Raw genomic sequence first — 23,555 nt, 5'->3', positions numbered from 1 at the left:
TTTATCCTTCTACGACAAGAAAACGACCATCAGGAATAGCAAAAACCTCACTTGCCTCTAACAGTTCTTCCTCACTCATTCCGGCGACATCCATCCCCGCGTCATCAAAATAATCCCGCACTTCTTTTATATTTTTACAGACAACCGCCATGCAGTCCTCCAGAAACTCTTCTGCTTCCTCCGGACTTTCCGCCACCGCCTCCGGGAAAAGTTGTGTCTGGTGTTCCAGAAAATAATGTAAAATCTCCTCATCGTATTCGTTCATACCTTTTTCCTCCCTGTGAATCACTTTCTATTATTATAACGAAGGAATTTCTCTGTGACAATCCCTTAATTCCACTCCATGACTCCCAGTTTTTTCAGTTCCTGATATAACCGCCCCACCGGAAGTCCCACCACATTGTTATAATCACCATGGATTTCCTTCACAAAAGCAGCTGCCTGTCCCTGAATTCCATAGCTTCCCGCCTTATCCATCGGCTCTCCGCCGGCAATATAGCGCCGGATTTCCGCGTCATCCAAAGGATACATGCAGACATCTGTTTTCTCATAAAATGAAGTTTCCCCGGTTCTGCCGTTTTTATCAATAAAAACAAGCGTTACTCCCGTGTATACGCTGTGGGTATGTCCGGACAGCATCGAAAGCATATGGGCTGCATCCGCTTCATCCCGCGGTTTCCCGAGAATATTTCCATCACAGGCAACCACCGTATCGGCCCCGATCACCAGAATGTCCTGCGGCGTAACCAGCTCCGGATGGATTTCATTGTAGGAAAGAATTCCTGCGGCCACTTCTTCCGCTTTCTGACGGGAAAGTTCTAACACTGCCCCATCCACAGAACCAGCAGTAATGACTTCTTCTCCCTTCGCCGGACAGATTTCAAATTCCAGTCCGACCTGTTCGAGCAGCTCTTTTCTCCGCGGTGACGCAGAGGCAAGTACAATTCGACTCATAATGTGACAACCTCCTTCAGGTGAAACGAATAGATGAGTTTTTCTTCCGCCACCATTTTTTTTGTATCCGTAGAAAATACACGGCTTAATGCATCTGCATACAGCTGAAGCTGTGTCTGATAGCGCATCAAAAGTTCCTGCGCCTGTTTTACCCGGTCCGTCTTGTAATCCAGCAAAATAATTTTATCATTTTCCATCCAGAAAACATCTATGATTCCCTGTACCAGCACCGTCCCGCCGGATGCCTCCATCTGATGCTGCATCACAAACGGTCGCTCCCGGTACAGATCCCCACGCACAGCTGCTGCTGCCATCCGGGGAGCAATCGGACTTTCCACAAACGCTTCGATCATTTCCGGAATAACAAGTGCATACCATTCCCCCGGCAGTTGTCCGTTTGCAAGCATCCGGTCCAGTTCCTGTTTCACAAATGCACAAACTGCTCCCGCATCAGAGGTATCTATATCTGCAATCGCAGCAAAATCCAGACATTCCATCACCCGGTGCACCGCGGTTCCCCGCATAGCACCCTGATTTACGTTTTCAGCTGCCGGATACTCTCTGTCCTCTTCTCTTGCAAAGTCCGGAACATACACATTTCGGTCTTCCTGAAGAAAATCAGGCTTCTCGGCTTCTCCCTCGGACCTGTCATACTGTAAGACAAGCGATGCATGCTTCAGTTCCGAAACCGAATATTTACTTTTTTTGCCGGCCTCACTCTGATATGGGTAACGGTAGGAAAACCACTGGTCATACTGCTGAAGCAGTTCGGGTTTCGCATGATCGATATGCTGCAGAAGTTCCTCATAATTTTCCCTGCTGTCTGCCGCCTGTTCCACCTCTTCCCATACAATTTTCTCCGGTGGAACCACATCGAGCGTATATTTCTGCGGATAAGAAAGCATGGCCGGAAGAATCCAGTCCAGATAACTGCCTGCCCGGACCCTCTGCCGGTAACTGACCGGCTTCCCCCAAAGTACATTTCCGGTATATCCGGAAAACGTTTTTTGGGCATCTTTGATCATTCCGGTCAAAACCAGTTTTTCTTTGGCTCTCGTCAGTGCCACATACAATACGCGCAGTTCCTCTCCAAGATTTTCCCTGCGGATCCGGTCCGCAATCTCTGACCTGAACACACTGTTTTTTTTCACTCTTGGCTGACCGGAAATCTCACAGATTCCAAGGCCTAAATCCGGATGTACCACCAGCCGGTCGCTGGCATCCATCTGATTCATTTTTCTTCCCAGACCGGACACAAAAACGACCGGAAACTCCAGTCCCTTACTCTTATGAATGGTCATCACGCGGACAACATTGGCATTTTCTCCTGTGGTATCTGCCTCCCCGAAATCCACTTCATATTTCTGAAGCTTATCGATATAACGCAGAAAATGAAACAATCCCCGGTAGCTTGTTTTCTCGTAATCAACCGCTTTTTCCACCAGCATTGCAAGATTTGCCGCACGGCGCTCCCCTGCTGGCAGTGCCGCCGCATAATTTCCATATCCGCTAAGTTGCAGAATCTTCTGAATCAGTTCATGGATCGGCAGATCCTGTTTTTCCCGCAGCTTACGATACATCCGGTAAAAGTCATAAAGTGCGCCCTCCGTGGCATCCTGCATGGCATGCATTGCAGCTTCCGCAAACGAACACTCCGGATTTTCCACACGAATCTGTGCCATCTCTTCCTCATCCAGTCCCACCAGGGGAGACCGAAGAACCGCCGCCATCGGAATATCCTGATAGGGATTATCCAGAATCCGCAGCATTGCCAGCACCGTCTGTACTTCCAATGCCGAAAAATATCCGGTCGAAGATTCCACATATGCCGGTATCCCCGCTCCCTGCAGAACCTGCACAAAATCTGTTCCGTAGTCTTTTAAACTTCGAAGCAGAATGACAATATCGGAATAACGCAGCGGCCGAAGTTGTCCACTCTCCTTATCCGTCACCTGCATGTGCTGCTTCATATCCGCAATACGCGTGGCAATCATATGCGCTTCCATCTGTCCTTTTGTCAGATTCTTTGTCTCTGAAAGCAATTCGTCTTTTTCATCCAAAAGCAAAAGCTCCGGTTTAAATCCTTTAGCATTCTCATCATAATTTTTTGCCCCGTAATACAATGCCGCATCCCGGTCATACGCAACCCGTCCCAGATCCGGACTCATAATTTTGTAGAAGATATCATTACAGAAATCAAGCACCTGTGCACGGCTTCGAAAATTCATATGCAGATCAATTCTCTGCTGCAGACTCTCTTCCGTCGAAAAAGATGCATATTTATCCATAAAAAGTTCGGGGCGTGCAAGCCGGAACCGATAGATGCTCTGCTTGACATCTCCCACCATAAACAGATTATGCCCGCCTTCCGGCTCCATGGAAATCGCACGCATGATCTCTTCCTGTACCTGGTTGCTGTCCTGATACTCATCAATCATGATTTCTGCAAAATGTCTGCGGAATTCTTCTGCGGTATGCCGTGGCTGCTTTGTTTTTTCGTCCACGAGAATCCGCAGAGCAAAATGCTCAATATCGGCAAAGTCAACAATTCTCTTCTTTCGTTTTGCCGTTTCCATTGCCTGTGTATATTCAAGTGCCAGCCTTACCAGCTCTTCGAGAAACGGACACAAGCGTTTCTGCTGCAAAAGCAGTGTCTCCAGATCCATCGCAAAATATTTTTTCTGCAGCGTTTCCACTTCTTTTTTCACATCCGACCGGATCTCCATGACCGTTTCCTTTTTTTGGACATCCCCGGAGAATTTGCGGATCGGTGACAATTTTCCAAAGACCAGACCATTTAAAAATGTCTGTACCTGCAGATATCCCTGCAGATTTTCTGCCTGCTGCAGCTGCGTCAGATCCGATTCCAGTGTCTTTGCATATGCCTGCGGTCCATCCGGCTCATTACACAACTGCAGTGCCTGTGTCATCTGTGTGCACATGTCACACAACAAAAGCCTGGAATGTTCCGCAATGTCCTCAAGCATCTCTGTCTGCACCAGTTCCTGTGCATGTTCCACCTGATACGGTTCGGTGAGTTTTTTCATCCACGCCTGCGGCCACGGACTGCTCAAAGACATCCGGTAAATCTTTGCCACCATCTCCCGCACCCCGTGGTCGTTTCTTTTTCCGGCATAGGCATCGATCAGTGAAAGAAACGTCTTTTCCTGCCGCGCATAGTTATCTTCAAACACCTGCTCCAGCACGTCCTGCTCCAGCAGCCGGATCTCTCCTTCATCTGCAATCCTGAAATTCGGGTCCAGACTGATCTCTTCAAAATGATTCCGTACCACAAAAAGGCAGAAACTGTCAATCGTTGTGATCATGGCATTGTGAATCAGTGCCGACTGTCTGCGCAAATGCGTGTTTTGGGGATCTTTTTCACATTCTGCCTCAATGGCAGCCCCGATACGCTCCCGCATCTCCGCCGCCGCTGCCTTCGTAAATGTCACAACCAAAAGCCGGTCGATATCAACCGGATTCTGCGGGTCGAGAATCCTTTGGATAATACGTGCCACAAGCACCGCTGTTTTTCCCGATCCCGCTGCCGCCGAGACGAGAATATCCCGGTTTCTGAAATCAATGACGTTCTGCTGTTCCTTCGTCCATTTCATCTGATCGCTCCTCCTTTCCCCTGTTTCTGGCAAGCTCTGTCTGCATCTGGTCAAGCACTTCTTCTTTTTTCATGGATGCAAACTGCCGGTATTCATATCCCGGAATTTTTGCATCCATCCCGCACACCGATGTATATGGACAATAGGTACAGCTGGTTTCTATATCACTCCGGTAAGGATTCACCGCAATATTTCCCGCATAGATGGCTTCCCCACACTGCCGGATCTCGTGTTCTACATAGCGGGTAATCACCGCAAACTCTTCCGTCGATGCCACTTTTGAACGCGCTGTGGAAATTTCACCGTTTTTCTTGATTTCCACGGGGATCATCTGCGATTTTCCCTCAAAATTCTGATCCATGGCACGATAGATTTCCTCTCCGGAATTCACCAGTCCATCCGGACGCAGTGCGAAAAGCAGCGCCTGCTCGGCCTCTTCGTCTGACAATGGAGTATCCGATTCGAGTACCGGATCATCAATGTGATAATAGAGAATTCCCCCGGGAAGGATTTCTTTTTTCGGATGCTGTCCCCGCAGCATTTCCATCGCCGCATCCATATAAACCACCAGCTGCAGCTGCAGTCCACGGTACACACGGATCAGATCGAACTTTGTATTTCCGGATTTATAGTCTATTACTTTAATCGAAATTTTATTTTCATCTTCAAAGGTATCCAGACGGTCAATCCTTCCTTCCAACCGCATGGTCACATCATGCGATAACCGGTACTCGAGACTTTCCTTTCCCTCCAGTTCGTCAAATGTCACCTCAAATTTTTCCGGTACAAACTGCCCCGCACGCACCTGTCTGGTCAATGCCCAGACCGTCTGGTCAAAAATAGCAAGCATCCGTTTTCTCTGATAGGCATTTTCTGCCGTATCGCAGACCGCCATACCCGGATACCCGGCAATTGCCTCCTGCATGGCATTCTCTGCCATCTGCCGGCGCACGGCATCCGGCACCACAAACCAGTCATATTCCGATTGTTCCAGCTTCCGGCTGTAGCGTTCTAAGGCCGTATGATAGATATTTCCCATATCCACACTCTCAAATGCACTGGTCTCACGCTCCGTAAGTTTTAACCCGTATTGCAGAAAATGTGCATATGCACAGGCGGCAAACCGTTCCAGCCGCGTAATACTTCCGTACGGATGTCTTCCGTACAGTGCAAGTGCAACCGCCCGGCTGATTGGCTCTCCCTCATACCGTGTATACGGCGCATGCAGAAGTTTACGGATCTTCTCCTGCTTTTGCATATCATTCTCCTGCAGGAACCAACGGGCAAGCGCATACCAGGCTTCTTCGTGCGGTCCGAAGACGAGATAATCTTCGGCAGCCTCTTTGGTATAAAAATCTGTATGCGCCTCCATATGCTCCGGTTCCTGCAATTTCAGTGTCGGAAACAGTTTCCTCAAAACTCCGGTCAGATAAGAAGGACGGATGGCTTTTCCCTCACTGTCAACCTTTGCATAACTGACATATAATTTTTCTGAAGGTTTGGTAAGATTGCGGTACAAATAAAAGCGCTGAATAAATGCCTGCTCCCTTGCCCCCGGTGCTAACTCCACTTTTTCTGCCAGAAGTTCTCTTTCGTATTCGGAAATAATTCCTCCGGCATTTGCCGCTTTCGGAATAATACCGTCGTTCACACCGATAAAAAATAAAATCCTGATATGATTTAATCGTGTACGTTCGATATCTCCTATCGTAACACTGTCATAGCCCGGCGGAATCACAGCCACGTCTGCAGCGGAAAGTCCTGCCTCCAGCACTTCGGTAAAATCCCGGATCTGCAATGGCTCCTCCCCCAGTAATAGATTATATTTTTCCAGAAGTTGCATCACGATTGTATAAATCTGTGCATATTCCCGGGATCTGGTTTCCTCTCCCTGCGCCAGAAGCTGCTGTTCCCTGTTCCATAACTGATGCTGGGTGTCCAGCTGTGTCAGCAGCTCATACAATGCCCGGATGCCATCCGAAACACGGGCATCTTTTCGGGCAAATACTGCTGCAAACGGCTCAAGATACCCATATATTTTTTCCCGGAGTTTTTCGAGCTGTTCCAGATCGTAAAGCGTTTTCTGCCGTGGCATATGCCCCCATCGTCTGCTCCACGCCGCTTTGCCGCGGATACCGGTTGCAACCAGATAACTGTCCAGCCGGTCCAGATCGTCCTCCGCAATATCACAGAATCCACACCGCAAAAAGCGCATGACTGCCTCATAACTAAAATTCGTATCCACAATTTCAAGCGCGGCACGAATACATTCAATGAACGGATGAAATAACACTTCTTTGGTCGTATCCATAAAATATGGAATCTCATATTTCGTAAAAACCGGATCCATATAACTCTGATAAGCTTCCACTGCGCCCGTCACCACAGCAATTTCCCGATAGCGGTATCCCTGTCTGATCAGCGCATTGATCTGCCTGGCCACAAGAATCAGTTCTTCCTGTGGATTTTTTACTGCGGCAAGATGGATTTCTTCTACCGGCTTGGTATATTTTGCCGGACGGGGACGAAACAGATTCTGTTCCATAAATGCCAGTGCCGGAGCCAGCTTAAAGCGCTTGTGTGCACTGTCTGTCATTACCACCGGTTCCATCACCTGCACATGAAGTTCTTCTGCCATCTTCATCAAAGACAGAATCGTTTTTTTGGACAGTGCAAATAATTCTTCATTTCCACTGCAATGATAAAAATCTTCTGCAGCATCGATTGTAAGCGTAATGTAAATATGCTCTGTCACCTGCAGCAATTCCCGCATGAGATCATTCTGTATCGGTGTAAAACCGGTAAACTCATCAAATACCAGCACCGCATCCCGCAAAGTTTCCGACTGCGGCACAAGATTTTTCAGAACATTTAATATCTCTTCCGCCGTCACAAAACTATCTTTCATAAAATCACAAAAAGCGCGATACATGGTTGCCACGTCGCGCAGTTTTGCAGAAAGTACCGGTGAGATTGTTTTGTCCTCCGTCAGATCCACCAGCTGTTCCGGTGAAATCCGGTACTGCACCAGCTCTGAGATCATTGATTTTACTTCCCCGATATATCCCATCCGGTTCATATTTGCCCGAAGAACGGTAAGCGTCTCCTCCTGTTCCTGTGCAAGCCTGCGCAGCACCAGGTTTTTTCCGGTTTCTTCCAGAACCTGTATGTCCTGCATCCCCAGATCATCAAACACACGGTATGCCAGACGCTTAAAACTTAACACATCAATGTTCATAATTGCATGATTTGGTGCAAGTTCCACCAGTTTCTGCTGGGTCTGCATCGTAAACTGCTCCGGTACAATCACCAGATAATTTTTCTTCGGATGTTCCCCTGCCTGCCGCACCAGACGCTCATAGATGTATTCTGTTTTCCCGCTCCCCGAACTTCCCAGTACAAATTGTAAAGCCATAACCCCCTCTTTTTCTCCCTTAATAAATATGTGAAAAGATCAGCGATACCACAACCGTCATCAGACCTGAGACTGCAATTGACAGACTGCTCATTGCTCCTTCAATCTCTCCCATCTCCATTGCCTTTGATGTTCCCATGGCATGCGAAGCAGATCCGATTCCAACGCCTTTTGCCACCGGATCGCTAATGTGAAACAGTTTACAGATATTCTCGGCAAACATATTTCCAATCACCCCTGTGACAATGATAACTGCAACCGTAATGGTTACAATTCCACCCAGTTCTTCGGACAATCCCATACCGATTGCCGTTGTGATGGACTTTGGAAGCAGTGTGACATACTGTTTGTGTGATAATTTAAAAATCAGTGACAATACCAGCACACACAGCGCAGAGGTCATGGCACCTGCAAAAATTCCTGCAAGAATCGCCTTCCAGTTTTTCTTAAGAGGCTCAATCTGCTCGTACAAAGGCACCGCCAGCGCAACCGTCGCCGGTGTCAGGAAATACGAAAGGTATTTCGCCCCACTTTCGTATGTGTCATAATCCACATGAAAAATCAGCAGAAAAATAATGATCAGTGCCATGGAAATCAACAGTGGATTAAAAATAGCGATCTTTAATTTTTTCTTGATCAATACCCCGATCTCATAGGTAATAATACTGATAAATACTCCGAAAAATACAGAGTTCTGTAAAAAGTTATTCATTCTTGTCCTCTTTCTTTCCATGATGCATCATCTGCTGTGTAACCTGTCCTGACACGCCCATAACCAGTACAGTAGAAACGAGCAGCAGAACAATGACCGGAAGCAGAATCGGCCGCAGTTCTCCCCAGCTGTCAATCAGCCCGACACCCGCCGGAATAAACATCAGCGGCATAATCTCTATCAGAAACCGCGCGGCTTCATGCACCTGCGGCAATTTGACCAGTCCCGTCATCAGTGCAATAAATAAAAGCACCAGACCATAAATGCTTGCCGGCATCTGAATCGGAATCACCGCGTGCAGGACTTCCCCGATAAACGAGAAAATAAGAATCATCAATAGTTGTCTTAAATACTTCATTTTTTAACTCCTTCTTTCACTTTTCCCATTTTAGCACCTTTCAGGATTTTTGGGGCAAAAATAAGGATTGTATTAATAAAATACAATCCCCATTCTTAAATCCTTCTTCCTATTTTTCCTGTGCGGTGCAATCTTTTACATACTGCATAATGATATCTGCCGTACCTTCAATTCCAAAACGCGTATCATTAATGCAAAGATCATAATTTGCAGCGTACCCCCAGTCCTCCCCTGTATAATACATATGATACTGCTTACGCCGGCCTTCCGTCTTCTCAATGATGGCCTCCGCCTCATGCCTTTTCACCTTATGCTTCTCCATCAGATGATGAATCCGGGATTCCCTGTCACCACTTAAAAACACACGTACCACATCGTTTTCCTTCCGGTACGCATAATTTCCAGCTCTGCCAATCAGAATACACGATGTCTCCCCAATCAGCTCATCCAGAACTTTCCTCGGTGTCCTGTGCACAACACTGTCTTCCCCATCGTCTTCCGCAATGACTGCCAGAAGCGTTCCCGCCGGATTCTCACCGAAATAATCCGGATAATGCTCCAGAATTCCCTTTTTCTTTGCGAGTTCTGTCAATGTCTTTTTATTGTAAAGCGGAACATTCAGTCTGTCTGCCAGAACCTGTCCGACTTCATCTCCATAACAGCCGCACTCTCTTGCAATTGTAATCTTCATGCCGTAATCCCCTTCTTTCCTGCTACCACAATGTTAACACAATTTTATCCAGAATTCCAGTCAAATGTGCAATCGTAATCCCATAATTTGTCATCGGAATGTTCTGTGCCTTTGCGCGGTCGATTCTTGATACTACATATCTGCGGTTAAACATACACGCGCCACACTGAATGATCAGGTCATACCCTTCCAGATCCTGTGGAAAATCCGTGCCGCTCACATGATCAATCCTTAGCCGTTCTCCAAATCGTTTCCGCAGCATACGCGGAATTTTTACCCTGCCAATATCCTCGCTCAAAGGGGCATGCGTACAGCATTCCGCTATCAGCACATGAGAGTTTTCGTTCATTGCATCGATCTGTCTGGCACCTTCCATATAGTACGGCAGATCCCCTTTGTATGCAGCAAACAGCACAGAAAAAGATGTCAGCATACTTTCCGCCGGTTTATTCTGGTATACATAATCAAACACCTGGGAATCGGTAATAATCAGCTTTGGTGCCTGTTGCAGCATGTTGAGTGCCGGAAGCAGTTTGTCCGTGGTCACACTCATAACCATACACTTTTTATCCAGTAATTCCCGCAGCGTCTGCACCTGCGGCAGAATCAGACGTCCTTTCGGTGCCTGAATATCCTGTGGCATAACAAGAAGCACAAGATCTTCCTCCGTGACCAGATCTCCCGTAATCATATAGTTTCCAAAATTCTCCGGCACTCTGCGGCTCATTGCCTCCCGGACATTTTCCATACCGGCTCCGGTCAATGCACTGACTACCAGTGCATCTTCCTTTGTTTTTTCTTTCAGATAGTTTTTCAGAGGTGCTGCATCCGCCACGTCCGCCTTGTTAATGATCAGAAGAACCGGAATTTTACGCGCCTTAAACCAGGTGTACCATTTCAGTTCTTCCTCATAGGATTCGCCGCAAACCGGACATGCAGAAAAAACAATAATTGCCAGATCAGCTTTTTGGGCTGCAAGCCGCGTCCGTTCCACGCGCTGTTCTCCCAGCGTACTTTCATCATCGAATCCCGCCGTGTCCATAATCGTGCACGGTCCCATCGGATAAATTTCCATTGCCTTGTATACCGGATCGGTTGTCGTTCCCGCCACATCTGCGACGATGGAAACCTCCTGCCCGGTAAAAGCATTGATAAATGAAGATTTTCCGCTGTTTGTTTTTCCAAATACACCGATATGCAGACGATTTGCAGACGGTGTTTCATTCCATGTTGCACCCATATGCGTTCTCCTTCTTGTGCGTTTTGCTGAATCAGTGATAATCTCCACGGTTTACGACCACTTTGTATCCGACACTTTCCATGCGGCGCGCCATACAGTGCCGGCACTCTGCCGCCTCATCTCCCGTACAGATTTTATTATCATATAATTTATATTTTTCCCGCACTGCTACCGGGGAAAGATTCGGCATCACAACATTTGCCCCTGCCTGAATTCCTTTTTCCCTGCCCAGCGGATGAATGGTTCCCAGTGCAGTTGTTGATGGCAGCAGCACATGCGGCTGCAACAGCCGGATAATGGATAAAAGCCGAAGCGTATCTTCCATTGTTCCTGCCTTTTTTTCGCCAAACGGGGTATCCTTCTGGGGAATAAACGGACCGATGCCTACCATATGCGGCTGCAATTTCCGGATAAACTGCAGATCTTCATACAGCGTATCCACCGTCTGCTCCGGCGAACCAACCATAAATCCACATCCCACCTGATAACCGATTTCTTTTAAATCCCACAGACAGTCCATGCGATGTTTCCAGAACATTTCTGCCGGATGCAGTTTTCCATAATGCGCCTCGTCCGCGGTCTCATGACGCAGCAGATACCGGTCCGCACCGGCATCAAAAAATGCCTGATAGCTGTCGTGCTCTTTCTCCCCGATGGAAAGCGTCACCGCACAATCGGGATACTGTGCCTTGATCTGCCGTATCAGGGCACAGATTTTATCGTCTGTAAAATACGGATCTTCCCCTCCCTGCAGCACAAAGGTCCGAAATCCCAGTTCATACCCATTTGCACAACAGGAAAGAATTTCTTCCTCCGTCAGGCGATAGCGTTCTGCCTTGCGATTACTCTTTCGAATGCCACAGTAAATACAGTCATTCTTACAGTAATTGGTGAATTCAATCAATCCACGGATAAACACCTGCTTTCCGTAAATGGCATCTGCTGTCTTACGTGCCCGCTCGTGAAGAAATGCAATGTCCCCGGTATCCGTTGTCTCCAGCAGCAGAGCCAGCTGATCACGGGTTATATTCTGTCTGTTTTCAATTTCCGTTATGATCTGCTTTAACATTTGCATACACCGTTCTGGCACTTGTGCCATCCAATCTTTGAATTTTTATTTTGTGGATTCTTTAAGTACTACTTCATACGACAACAGTGTCCGATCCGGTACCGTCTCCCCTTCAATCTGCGCCAGCAGATTCTTACAGGCTTCCATTCCGAGTTCTCTCGCATTGAAAGACAACGAAGTGATCGATGGTATATTGTTCTCGAGCACGGAACTGTTGTAAAACGATGCCACACGGATATCCTGCGGCACTTTTATGTGTTCCTGCCGCAGCTTGCGAAGTACCTGTATGCAGATGGCATCATCCATGCAGACAATACAATCCGCCCCTTTTTCCAGCACTTCTTCCACTGCACGATCCATAAAGGCACAGCTCTCCAAATTCCGGTAAACAAGCGTTTCTTCCACTTCTCTTCCCGCTTCCTGATATGCCTGCTGGTATCCTTTATACCGGTTCTGGTTGACTACGAAAGATTCACTTCCTCCGAGCAGAGCGATATGCTTCATCTGGCGCATCAGTAAAATAGATGTCAGTTCGCGGCAGGCGCTCTGCTGGTCATTGTCCACCTGTTTGACTTTGCGGTAGGTAGTACTACCGGTTGTAACAAACGGAATCTTTTTTTCTAAAAGCAGTTCAATCTGCGGGTCTTTTAAAAAGGTCCGCAGCAGCACAATCCCGTCCACCTTGCGGTTTCTCACGACGCGTTCAAGACCTGTAATATCATTTTCCTGACAGATACACAACAGAATGTCGTACTCATTCATTCCTGCAATTTCCTGAATTCCTGTAATGACTTCCTGAAAAAACGGAAGATCTACCAGTGCATAATCCTCCGGCATAACCACGCAGAGATTGAATGTTTTTGACTGTGCAAGTCCTCTTGCAATTACATTCGGTTTATAATCATGCTCCTCTATATAAGCCAAGACTTTTTGCCTTGTTGCCTCACCGATTCTTCCCTTTCCGGATATTGCCCGGCTGACTGTCGTTTTGGAAACGCCAAGTGCTTCCGCAACATCCGAAATGGTGATTACATTTCCCTTTTTCATATTCTTCTCCTAACTGCACACCTATGCATCCATTGCATGTTAAACGGTTGCGCAGTTACATTTTGCAGTTTTTTATCAATTTTGTCAAGTATCCCCTATTCCTTTGAATTTTTCTGCAATTTTTGTAATTTTTCTTCTGCTTTCTTTAATTTATCATAATTTGTGACATACACCTTATCATTGGCAGTCAGTTTATCATACGCATTTCTTGCCTTTTGCACCGCTTCTTTGGAATCCTTTGTAATGGTTCCGAGTGCGTCAATCAGTTTTACGACCTTTTTTGCTTCTCCCTTATCTGTTGCATCGGTACTTTCCGTTCCAGGAAGTTCATACACCAGCACCGGATAATTCTTCTTAACATTTTCAAATACTACCTTTGCGACTTCCGGCGGAAGATTGATGCAGCCATGTGATCCTGCATATTTATAAATACTTCCTCCGAACTTGCTGCGCCAATAGGCATCATGCATACCGACATTTCCCGCAAAAGGCATCCAGTATGTAACCGGCGTCTCATAGTTTTCTCCGCGCAAAGTTGCATTTTTCTCGGTATATGTCACGCCATATGCACCGGTCGGTGTCGCATTATTTTTCGATACATTTCCTGATACAAAATCCGAATCAATCACCAGTTTTCCATCTTTATATAAGAACATATGCTGTGCCGTCAGATTGATCTCAACGTAAGAATCGCCATAATCATTTTTTCCATGGGAATTGGCTGTCATGGAATAATTCAGTTCTCTTTCCACTGCTTTCCCGGCTTTGATCTCACTCGTAATCTGGGCGATTTCCTTTTCCGTATCAATCTTCCATCCATAATGGCTCTCCGGAATCGTAACCGTCTTTCCGTAAGAAGTCTTTAACGTTTTGGCACTGTAACAGGTATTATATTTTTTTGCAAGATCACTGACGTATGCTTTTACACACTCCTGGTCCAGTACCGGTTTTAACTTTTTATTTAACCGGAACCAGTCACCAAATACGGAAGCATCGAGTACCTCTTTGGAATCTCCCACGGTAAATGTAATCTTTGTCTTTGCATACCCGTTCATTTTCTTTACGGCTTTTACCAGATTCTCATCATCATCTAAAACCGTCGGATCTTCATAAACGCCGGCTTTTTCCAGAGAGAGGTTCTCTTTTAATCCTTCCACCGCCTCCTGCACTGCCTGATACATTTTCTCTGCATCAATGGTCGTTCCCATGACGCACCCAACCACGGTAAATCCTTCCGTCTTATCATAAGAAGAAACCGAAGCATTCTCCGGTGCCGTCTGATTGTCTGCATCCATACAGTCCAATGCATCGATCTGTGTCTGCAGCTTATCTTTGTCATAGTCGACAAGTGTTGTATTTTTCAATGTCTGTTTCTGGAAAATTTTTACCGGCCATGCAAACATATTCTGTGCGTGTACCAGCTCTGTTATTTCGTCTCCCCACTGTGGTTCCAGCGAAATATCCTGTCCGGGAATTTTTTCTGTATGCTTGTCTCTTGTTGCTATCTTTAACTGGTAGGAATGGATTTCTTCCGTAATCTCATCCATCACTTTCTGCGCGGTATACCCTCCCGCTTTTCTTCCATTTAATGTCGTTTTCGGGAAAAAGTGATTGTGGAAATAAACGGCCAGTCCCAGATACAAAAGAACGGCCAGTCCTGCCACCATCCATATCAGTTTTCTTCTCTGTTTTCTTTTCATTCGTGCTTTTTTCAAAATTCTTATCCTCCGTCACTATTGTATTATACAAAAGCACAAGAGGTTGTCAATGTGCCAAATTTTTAAAGTTTTATGAACATTGCGGGTTTTATATTGTCGTGCTTTTTTCCCCGTGCTATAATCAGTTTCAGAACAAAAGAAAAAAGATCTGCACACAAATATAAAAGGAGTATTTATGTTGCCGGAAACCCAAAGTAAGCGGACGTTTGTGTTCCGAAAATATTATGAAAAATATAAACATTTATGGATTTTGTTATATTTTTTCGTGTACATGGCATGGTTTAACTATGTAGAAAAAACCGTCACGACACATTTTCATGTCATCCATGTACCGATTGATGATTATATTCCGTTTTGTGAATACTTTGTCATCCCTTATCTGCTCTGGTTTCCTTTTGTCGGATGGGGCATCGCCTATATGGCATTACATAATAAAACAGATTACTATAAATTGTGTGCGTTTTTGTTTACCGGAATGACAATCTTTTTAATCATCTCCACGGTATACCCGAACGGGCAGTATCTGCGTCCGACCTATTTCACACACCACAATCTGTGCACCATGCTCTGTGAACGCCTATATGCCGGTGATACTCCGACGAATCTGTTTCCGAGTATCCATGTATATAATTCGCTCGGCATTTATCTTGCGGTGACACACAATAAAAAGCTGCGCAAAAACAAGCTGGTCTGTCTCCTGACACTGATTCTGACGGTCAGCATCATTCTGGCAACGATGTTTATCAAACAGCATTCTTTCTTTGATGTATGTTGTGCATTTGTTCTTGCCGCAGTCATGTACCATGTGGTTTACCGCCACAACTGGGCGCGTGCTAAAGCTGCCACCACCTCATCCAAAACCGATAACAATTTTTCTGTGGAATAATAAAAGAGCTGGCCTCTCTGGTCAGCTCCTTTTCTTTTTCCTTTTATTTTTTGCGTTCTGCCGCATGCCGGTACACGGTTTCCATGGATTGAAGAAGTTCATCAAAATTTTTCTTCTGACTCTCCATTTCTTCTGTAAAATCCTCCATCTGCATCCGGTTGCGTTCCTCGGATTTGGCAATTTCCTCATCTGCATTGCGAAGCACAACAATCTGGTTTTCCATCTCTTTGAAATTTGGACATGGTTTTAAACGATTCCATTCCTGTGCCTGACGCGAAGCTTCCTGACAGGATTTCATCAGTTTGGTCATTGCCACATTGTTTTCTTTCAGCAATGTAACCATCCGGTGTACCTGCTCTTCCAGCTCTGCAATTCTCTCATCCGAATCTGCCAGCCTCTTATGTGCCTGATCAATCAGCTCATCATACGTTCCCGCAGATACACGGATCGTTTCTGCAGCCGTAACAAACTGTTTTCCTCCCTCTCCCATACGCCCGGCTTCAATCGCCGCATTGAGGGCAAGCACTCCCATCTGCTTTCCGCAATCCTGCATCTTTTCCAGTTCCTCTCGGGTCTTTTCATTTTCCGCCTTGAGTGCAACCGGAAATTCGTTCAGGAATTTGGATGGCGTGGTGAAATGTTTGTTTTCCTCCACCAGCTGTGCCATCTCCTGTTCGATCTGTGCAAAATTCTGCAGCATCTGCTCTCTTTTTTCCGATGACTGTACTTCCTGCTCCTGATATGACGCCAGCTGTCCGGTCAGCTCCTGCTCCTTTTCTCCGTTGTCTGCTGCCATTTGTGATGCTTCTTTTATATTTCCCTGTATCTGGGTGATTCCGGCTCCCAGCTGCTGATATGTATTTCTGATTTCCCTTGCGGTTGCATCAAACATATCTTTTCCGTCCTTCATATGGGCAAAAAAGCCTTCATCCAGCTGTGCCAGGTTTCTCATCCGTACCAGTGTTTCCTGTTTTTGTTTCTTTTTTCCGAACATTACTTGCCCTCCATTGCATTTATTTTACAATTTCTTTCCCGTTTTTTCAATGGAATCAGCGATAATATTTCATCTCCAGCTGCAGATTTTCATTTCCCTGATAAAAATCAATCTTTGCTGTATACACCATAGAAAATAAAATCCGGTTTTTTCTTCCATGCAGCGCATTCTCCACCTCTTCCTGACCAAACTTTTCGGTAAAATATGCAAACAACGTCTCCACATCCCCAAAGAAAATAACCGGAACCGGCTGTCCGTATTCCGAAAGAACACTCATCCGAAGAACATTCCGGTTCTTTCCTATCAACCACATGCGGCTGATGGACAGATTCCGGTCTGCAAACAGTGGAGATGGATTGTCTTTTCCAAACGGCTCCAAAAGTGCAAACTGATGGACCAGTTCCGTACTCGCATATCCCACCGGCATGGCCATGTCAATGTGAATATCCGGGCAGACTTCCTCCACCGTAAGCGGACAGTTTTCATTGATTTTTCTACGGAATTTTTCCACATTTTCTTCTGGAAGGGATAACCCTGCCGCCATCGGATGTCCGCCAAATTTTGTAAACAGTTCCGCACATCCACACATATTTTCATACATGGAATAATTTTCAGTCGATCTTCCGCTGCCTTTGACTCCCTCTTCTCCCCGCGTCAGCACAAATACCGGCCGGTTATACATTTCCCGGATTCTTCCGGCAATCAGTCCTGCAATGCTTTCGTGGACATCCGGCAGAAACAGAACAAGTACCGGATCATTCTCATATCCACCTTCCTCACAGAGTTTCTTTGCCATTTCCACGCCCTGCAGTGTCAACTCCTTGCGTTCCTGATTCAGATCAACCAGATCCCGGGCAATCTCTTCTGCCTCCGTTTCCTGCCCGGTCTCAAACAGCCGAAGGGCATGCCTTGCCGTGTCAAGTCTGCCGGTTGCATTGACACATGGTCCTAAGACATAACCAAAATGGTATGCACTGATATTCTCCGGCTGTACATTGCATGCCTGCATAAGTGCCTGCAATCCGATGTTTTTCGTATGACGGATTCTCTTTAATCCCTCTTTTACCAGAATACGGTTTTCCCCGGTGAGCGACATGACATCACAGACAGTTGCCATAGCAACAAAATCCAGCAGATCTTCCGCTTCTCTTTTGTCCATATCATAATTTTCATACAATACACGGATGACATTCCATGCCACACCGGCGCCGCACAGCTCTTTATACGGATACCCGCAGTCCTGCTGATGCGGATTTACCACGGCATCTGCCAGACTCTTTTTCTCTGTTCTTCTTCCCTCATGTTCTTCAAACGGGACTGCATGGTGGTCGGTCACAAGTACTGTCATTTTCTGCGCTTTTGCCCACGCAATCTCATCGATAGCGGCAATACCGTTATCACAGGTCAGAATTGTATCCACACCATCTTCTTTCGCCTGTTGTAATAAATGCAGGCTTAGCCCATATCCGTCCTGTATCCGGTGTGGAATAACCACGTCCACTTTTGCTCCCACACGCCGCAAAGCCGTCAGAAACAGATGGGAGGAAGTCACACCATCCACATCATAATCGCCGATAATCCGGATATGCACCTGTTTCCGGATCTTTTGTGCAAGAATCTCCACCAGCCGGTCCATATCTTTCATCTGATGAGGATCTGACAGGTCCGAAAGGTTCCCACCCAGATAAATCCGGATATTTTTTTCTCCGATTACCTCGCGGTTTCTGATAATCCTTGCCACAACCGGATCCACATGAAATTTCTCTGCAATCGCATAAAAATCCGCTTTTTTAGCAGCGACCATCCATTGTCTCATATGTCACTTTCTCCAATCGTAATCCCTGCGGCGGTGCCGTATAGCCCGCCTGCTTCCGTTCCTTTGCCTTAAGAAGTGCCGGCATACTTTCCGGAGCCCGTTCGCCTCTTCCCACTTCAATCAATGTTCCCGTGAGAATCCTTACCATGTTCTGTAAAAATCCATTGCCACAATACAGGATCTCAATCTCACCGTCTCTTTCCACCAGATCAATGGAAAAAATGGTACGGACCGTTGATTTTTTCATATGACGGTTTCCGCAAAAAGAAGCAAAATCATGCGTTCCCACAAGTGCCTGTGCCGCTTTTTTCATTTTATCCACATCAAGCGTTTGTCCATACTGATACAAAAATTTTCGTTCAAATACATTCGGCACCGGACTTGTCCGTATCCGGTAACGGTAGGTCTTTTCCACAGCCTGATATCTGCTGTGAAACCGGTCATCGACCTCCTTTATTTTTGTCACTGCGATATCTTCCGGAAGGTGCCGGTTCAGATCTTCAAAAATTTCCTCTGCCGAAAAATGTTCGTCCAGATGGAAATTAGCCACCTGCCCGATTGCATGAACTCCGGCATCGGTTCTTCCGGAACCGATCACTTCCACCGGATGCCCGGCAAGCGCCGAAAGCACCATCTGCAGCTTTCCCTGTATGGTTGCATCGGTGCTTTTTAATACCTGCCATCCTTTATATCTTGTGCCATCATATGACACGGTAATTTTATAATTTTTCATCCGTATTTTTCCTCTCTTTTATACAAGTTCTGCGATACGGGAAACCGCAACATAAATATCTGAAATTTTATACCAGGTCGGATAGTCCACTATACCGGTTACCGGAAGTCCGAAAACCGACTGAAACTTTTCCACCGCTTCCCTCGTCCTTGATCCGTAAACTCCGTCCGCCGTAATCGTCGGTATCGCCGGATAAGCACGCGAAATTCTTGCCAGCTGTTCCTGCAGCTGACGTACCTTTGGTCCGCTTGCTCCCACGCCCAGATCATATCCCGGCCAGGATGCCGGAATTCCGGAAATTCCGTCCGCGGAATTAATATACATATCATTTCCGTAATAACTGCGCAGAATATCAATGGCAGAATATCCCTGATCACCCAGATATTTGCTTCCCCACTGCGACATCCAATCCGGACAGGTCACTCTCTGTCCGTCACAGTACTGTGTCAGAATTGGCTGACGGACATTTGGACGGGACAGATAATTTTCAAACATTTCATCCACCACCCGTGAAATACTCTGGAAGAAATTCCTTCCATAAATAAATTTGTGATCGTATGCCGTGGAAGATGTGATGGTAAACACATACCCTTTGCCCCGGTACCATTCCGTATAAACCCGGTTTAAAGTAAATGACATAATAGCCAGCACATTGGCGCGGATCGCAGCATCCGGCCAGGTCGCATAGATTTCACTGGAAGCTACATTTTTAATATAATCCCGATAGCGCACATAATAATTCGCAGCTGTGGAATCTCCCGGTGCTCCGTCATGTACCACAACATATTCCGGAATTACTACACGGCTTAAGACAATTTCTCCGGTTTCTTCCACCGTCTTAATCTCACTCTCCGGAATTTTCGGTGGATATTCTCCATACAGGGTATGTGCATCAATCACGATCGTATCAATCGGATTGCCCGGTGCATCCTGCGCCTCCATCACCACTTCCTGCGTTGCATCTTCCCCGGACAGGATATTGATCGCCGAAACCGTAATGTCCCGATAGCCTGTGGCATGCACCTTAATCGTATATTCCGCATACGGCTGGTTTTCCCCCGGCTCCATGGAGTACTCCAGTGGAGGAGCATCAAGCGTAATCTTCTCAGTGTTTCCAGAATCGTCGGTATCCACCTCCTCTAGCACCTGCTGCGGACCTCCCGTATAAGATATACTGATCTTTGCCCCTTTCACCGGAATTCCTGTTGAAGCATTTGTCAGGTGAATCTGAAGCGTTCCCTCATCCACCTGATTTTCCACTCTATTCTGATCCATACATGATCTCCCTCTCTTCCTGCCAGAAAACCTGCCACGTTTCTTTGCAGTGGCATCAAACAGTTCCAGACAGCTGCATTTGATTCATAGTATGCATCTTGTAAAAAAAAGGTTACACTGTTATACTGTTGATACATAAAATAAATCAGGCGCAGAAGAGCGTTTCGCAATCGCCTAAATACAAAACAATAAAAAGGAGGTTTGTTATGCACACATTTCAACCATATCCAATCGATAAGATGGAATTCAATCCATTTACCAAAATAGGAAAAGAATGGGCTTTAGTTTCCGCCGGAGACAAAACCAGATGCAACACTATGACCGTCAGCTGGGGAGGTGTAGGCGTCCTCTGGGGAAAAAACGTTGTATTTATTTTTATCCGTGATTCCCGCTATACCAAAGAATTTTTAGACAACGGAGATCTGTTCTCTTTGTCTTTCCTGAATGAAGACTACCGCGATGCGTTAAATTACTGCGGCAGTCACAGTGGCCGCGGAGAAGAAGACAAATTCGCCGCTGCCGGACTGACAAAGGCATTCCGGCATGACATTCCTTATCCGGATGAAGCCAATCTGGTATTTTTATGCAAAAAGATGGCTGCCGTACCGGTCAGCGAAGACAGTTTTACCGATTCCACACTGATGGATAAATGGTACAGCGATCACGATATGCATATGATGTATGTCGGAGAGATTGTCGAAGTAACTGCCCGTTAATCTTATCGGTCCTATCATTTAAAAACGCTGTCCGCAGTGGCCAAAGACCACCACGGGCAGCATTTTTATCTGCACTCTGTGCTGATTGATTCGATAGCAACCGAACCTCCGCGCACAACGGAAATATGCTTAAACTTTTTCTTTAAGATGGCAATCAGATCGTCATGTTTCTGCTCTGTTCTTCTGCACTCAAGCATAACACTGCCAATTCCGATATCCACCACATCCACACGCATGGCCTGTGCAATCTGAAACACTTCCGTCATCTGTGTCTCATTCAGTTCCATAATCTTGACAAACATCAGCTCTTTTAACCGAAGCGGAACATTTGTCAGGTCGATCACCTTGATTACCTCAACCATACGATTTAACTGCTTTTTGATCTGCTCAAACGTGATATCATCACTCTCCACACTGATCGTCATACGGGAAACCGTCTCATCTTCCGTCGTACCAACCGTCAGTGACTGTAAATTGTAGGATTTTCCGGAAAACAGTCCGGAAACCTTCGCAAGTACACCTACATCATTTTCTACATACAATGCAATCCAGCGCTTTTTCATTTCAGACATTGCTTTCCTCCTATTTTAAAATCATTTCACTCATCGGATTTCCGCTCTTTACCATCGGAAGTACCAGTTCATCGGTGGCAATCATAAATTCAATGATCGTCGGTGCATCCGTATGCTTCTTTGCCTCCGCAAACGCTGCATCAATGTCTTCTTCCTTCTCTACACGGATTCCGTATGCTCCATAGCTTTCTGCCAGTTTCACGAAATCCGGAACATATTCCGGACACTGGTCATTTGGTCCCTTGCATCCACCCGGACAGGATGGGCGCCGGCGCAGACAGGTCGCACTGTAACGCTTTCCATAAAACAGTTCCTGCATCTGGCGGACCATACCAAGATAATTATTGTTCAGCAGACAGATCGTAATTCCGGTACCCTGTGTTACCGCCGTTGCCATTTCCTGAATATTCATCTGAAATCCGCCATCTCCCGTGATACACACGACCGGTTTCTTTGGATTTGCAATTTTTGCTCCAATTGCGGCCGGAAATCCGAATCCCATCGTTCCCAGTCCGCCGGATGTGATGAGCTGACTCTGTTCGTCCAGTTCCAGATACTGGGTTGCCCACATCTGATGCTGCCCGACATCCGTCACATAAATACTGTGTGGAAACTGTGCATTAATGTGCTCCATGATCATCTGTGGACTGATCCCACGATCCCTGCGCATGGCAAGCGGATTCTCTTTCTCCCACCTGTGAATCTGTTCCTGCCACTTTGCCGTATCCTTTTTCTCTGCCCACTCTAACAGCTTTTCAAGTGCCACACCTGCATCTGCAACCACCGGCACATCCACAACCACATTACGCGAGATGGAAGCAGTATCCACATCAATATGAACAATCTGTGCATGCGGTGCAAATTCATTTAAATCTCCGGTAATCCGGTCATTGAAACGGGTACCGATGGAAAAGAGCAGATCACATTCCATAACTGCCATATTGGCTGCGTACTTTCCATGCATTCCGCAATTGCCGATATACAGCGGATGTGTGGTCGGCACTGCGCCTTTGCCCATGATTGTTGTGACAACCGGAACATTTTCTTTTTCCATAAATTTCTTCAGCTTCTCTCCCGCATGGCTGATGTTGACACCTCCGCCGGCAAGAATCAGAGGTTTCTTCGCAGACTTAAGCATTTTATAAGCTTTCTTCAGCTGTCCGATATGTACCCCGTGAATCGGCTTATATCCACGGATATCCACATGGGAAGGGTACTCTGCCGATCCGGATGCCGTCTGGATATCCTTTGGAATATCAATCAGTACCGGTCCCGGTTTCCCGGTCTGGGCGATATAAAATGCCATCTTAATAATCTTTCCGAGGTCTTCCCGTCTTCGCACCGTCACACCATACTTGGTAATGCTTCTCGTCATACCAACAATGTCCACTTCCTGAAATGCATCGTTCCCGATCAGTCCAAGTGGCACCTGTCCGGTAAAACAAACCAGCGGAATGCTGTCATAATGGGCATCTGCCAGTCCGGTAATGATATTGGTTGCTCCCGGTCCGCTCGTTACCAGACATACGCCCACCCGTCCGGTAGACTTGGCATATCCTTCCGCCTCATGAATCAGTCCCTGCTCATGCCGCGGCAGGATCAGGTTGATACTGTCGGTCTTATATAATTCATCAAATAAATCCGTAACGGTTCCGCCTGGATACCCAAAGATGGTGTCTACCCCTTCTTCCTCCAGAGCCTTTACGAATAATTTTCTTCCTGTAATATCCATAAAAATGATATCC

At 46.4% G+C, this 23,555-nt stretch carries 19 protein-coding genes; 2 read left to right on the top strand and 17 right to left on the bottom strand.

Annotation, left to right across the window (positions count from 1 at the left end; all coding sequences use genetic code 11):
* Position 1: 1 nt before the first annotated feature.
* From DXD06_RS07835 to DXD06_RS07785, 11 genes are all read right to left on the bottom strand, one after another.
* Positions 2–265, bottom strand: a complete 264-nt coding sequence (locus tag DXD06_RS07835) for a hypothetical protein (protein WP_022046976.1) — start codon at positions 263–265, stop codon at positions 2–4.
* A 65-nt stretch (positions 266–330) separates the two neighbouring features.
* On the bottom strand, positions 331–954 hold the full coding sequence (locus DXD06_RS07830; protein ID WP_117831267.1) for a Maf family protein: 624 nt from the start codon (positions 952–954) through the stop codon (positions 331–333).
* On the bottom strand, positions 951–4,568 hold the full coding sequence (gene addA / locus DXD06_RS07825) for a helicase-exonuclease AddAB subunit AddA (RefSeq protein WP_117831266.1): 3,618 nt from the start codon (positions 4,566–4,568) through the stop codon (positions 951–953). Before addA ends, DXD06_RS07830 begins: the two co-directional genes overlap by 4 nt.
* A complete protein-coding gene (locus tag DXD06_RS07820) occupies positions 4,534–7,983 on the bottom strand; it encodes a PD-(D/E)XK nuclease family protein (RefSeq protein ID WP_117831265.1) in 3,450 nt (1,149 codons plus the stop codon). Before DXD06_RS07820 ends, addA begins: the two co-directional genes overlap by 35 nt.
* Before the next feature lie 19 nt (positions 7,984–8,002).
* A complete protein-coding gene (locus tag DXD06_RS07815) occupies positions 8,003–8,695 on the bottom strand; it encodes an LrgB family protein (RefSeq protein WP_022046980.1) in 693 nt (230 codons plus the stop codon).
* Positions 8,688–9,053: a CidA/LrgA family protein gene (locus DXD06_RS07810; protein ID WP_022046981.1), complete on the bottom strand. Its 366-nt coding sequence runs from the start codon at positions 9,051–9,053 to the stop codon at positions 8,688–8,690. The genes DXD06_RS07815 and DXD06_RS07810 overlap by 8 nt, the downstream gene beginning before the upstream one ends.
* Before the next feature lie 109 nt (positions 9,054–9,162).
* Positions 9,163–9,744 carry a cytidylate kinase-like family protein gene (locus tag DXD06_RS07805; protein ID WP_055068190.1) on the bottom strand — a complete coding sequence of 194 codons (582 nt, stop codon included), beginning with the start codon at positions 9,742–9,744 and terminating at the stop codon, positions 9,163–9,165.
* Between the two features lie 22 nt (positions 9,745–9,766).
* A complete protein-coding gene (gene hydF / locus DXD06_RS07800) occupies positions 9,767–10,984 on the bottom strand; it encodes a [FeFe] hydrogenase H-cluster maturation GTPase HydF (protein WP_117831264.1) in 1,218 nt (405 codons plus the stop codon).
* 31 nt (positions 10,985–11,015) lie between these two features.
* A complete protein-coding gene (hydE, locus tag DXD06_RS07795; protein WP_330378216.1) occupies positions 11,016–12,053 on the bottom strand; it encodes a [FeFe] hydrogenase H-cluster radical SAM maturase HydE in 1,038 nt (345 codons plus the stop codon).
* A gap of 45 nt (positions 12,054–12,098) precedes the next feature.
* Entirely contained in the window at positions 12,099–13,100 is a 1,002-nt protein-coding gene (locus tag DXD06_RS07790; RefSeq protein ID WP_117831263.1) for a LacI family DNA-binding transcriptional regulator, read from the bottom strand.
* A gap of 95 nt (positions 13,101–13,195) precedes the next feature.
* Positions 13,196–14,815 carry a L,D-transpeptidase family protein gene (locus DXD06_RS07785; RefSeq protein WP_243000933.1) on the bottom strand — a complete coding sequence of 540 codons (1,620 nt, stop codon included), beginning with the start codon at positions 14,813–14,815 and terminating at the stop codon, positions 13,196–13,198.
* A 178-nt stretch (positions 14,816–14,993) separates the two neighbouring features.
* On the opposite strand from DXD06_RS07785, the gene DXD06_RS07780 reads away from it, so the two are divergent.
* Positions 14,994–15,704, top strand: a complete 711-nt coding sequence (locus DXD06_RS07780) for a phosphatase PAP2 family protein (RefSeq protein WP_117831262.1) — start codon at positions 14,994–14,996, stop codon at positions 15,702–15,704.
* 43 nt (positions 15,705–15,747) lie between these two features.
* Here DXD06_RS07780 and DXD06_RS07775 read toward each other — a convergent pair whose 3' ends face one another.
* From DXD06_RS07775 to DXD06_RS07760, 4 genes are read right to left on the bottom strand one after another with little or no spacing between them, the layout of a single operon-like run.
* Positions 15,748–16,698: a hypothetical protein gene (locus DXD06_RS07775; RefSeq protein ID WP_117831261.1), complete on the bottom strand. Its 951-nt coding sequence runs from the start codon at positions 16,696–16,698 to the stop codon at positions 15,748–15,750.
* A gap of 55 nt (positions 16,699–16,753) precedes the next feature.
* Complete coding sequence (gene recJ, locus DXD06_RS07770; RefSeq protein WP_117831260.1) at positions 16,754–18,514, bottom strand: single-stranded-DNA-specific exonuclease RecJ; 1,761 nt, start codon at positions 18,512–18,514, stop codon at positions 16,754–16,756.
* Entirely contained in the window at positions 18,489–19,247 is a 759-nt protein-coding gene (gene truA / locus DXD06_RS07765; RefSeq protein ID WP_022046990.1) for a tRNA pseudouridine(38-40) synthase TruA, read from the bottom strand. The genes recJ and truA overlap by 26 nt, the downstream gene beginning before the upstream one ends.
* A gap of 18 nt (positions 19,248–19,265) precedes the next feature.
* A complete protein-coding gene (locus tag DXD06_RS07760; protein WP_117831259.1) occupies positions 19,266–20,522 on the bottom strand; it encodes a peptidoglycan-binding protein in 1,257 nt (418 codons plus the stop codon).
* 206 nt (positions 20,523–20,728) lie between these two features.
* Between DXD06_RS07760 and DXD06_RS07755 the strand changes: the two genes are divergently transcribed.
* Positions 20,729–21,238: a flavin reductase family protein gene (locus DXD06_RS07755; protein WP_117831258.1), complete on the top strand. Its 510-nt coding sequence runs from the start codon at positions 20,729–20,731 to the stop codon at positions 21,236–21,238.
* 65 nt (positions 21,239–21,303) lie between these two features.
* On the opposite strand, the gene ilvN is transcribed toward DXD06_RS07755, so the two are convergent.
* Both ilvN and ilvB read right to left on the bottom strand, forming a co-directional pair.
* Positions 21,304–21,801, bottom strand: a complete 498-nt coding sequence (gene ilvN, locus DXD06_RS07750; protein WP_055068270.1) for an acetolactate synthase small subunit — start codon at positions 21,799–21,801, stop codon at positions 21,304–21,306.
* 19 nt (positions 21,802–21,820) lie between these two features.
* Positions 21,821–23,542 (bottom strand): biosynthetic-type acetolactate synthase large subunit, encoded by a 1,722-nt coding sequence (ilvB, locus tag DXD06_RS07745; protein ID WP_117831257.1) that lies wholly within the window; start codon positions 23,540–23,542, stop codon positions 21,821–21,823.
* Between the last annotated feature and the right edge of the window lie 13 nt (positions 23,543–23,555).

The sequence above is a fragment of the Roseburia sp. TF10-5 genome (assembly GCF_003462365.1).
GTDB lineage: Bacteria > Bacillota > Clostridia > Lachnospirales > Lachnospiraceae > Roseburia > Roseburia faecis.
The sequence above is the reverse complement of the archived record's forward strand: the minus strand, read 5'-3'. Positions and strand labels throughout refer to the sequence as shown.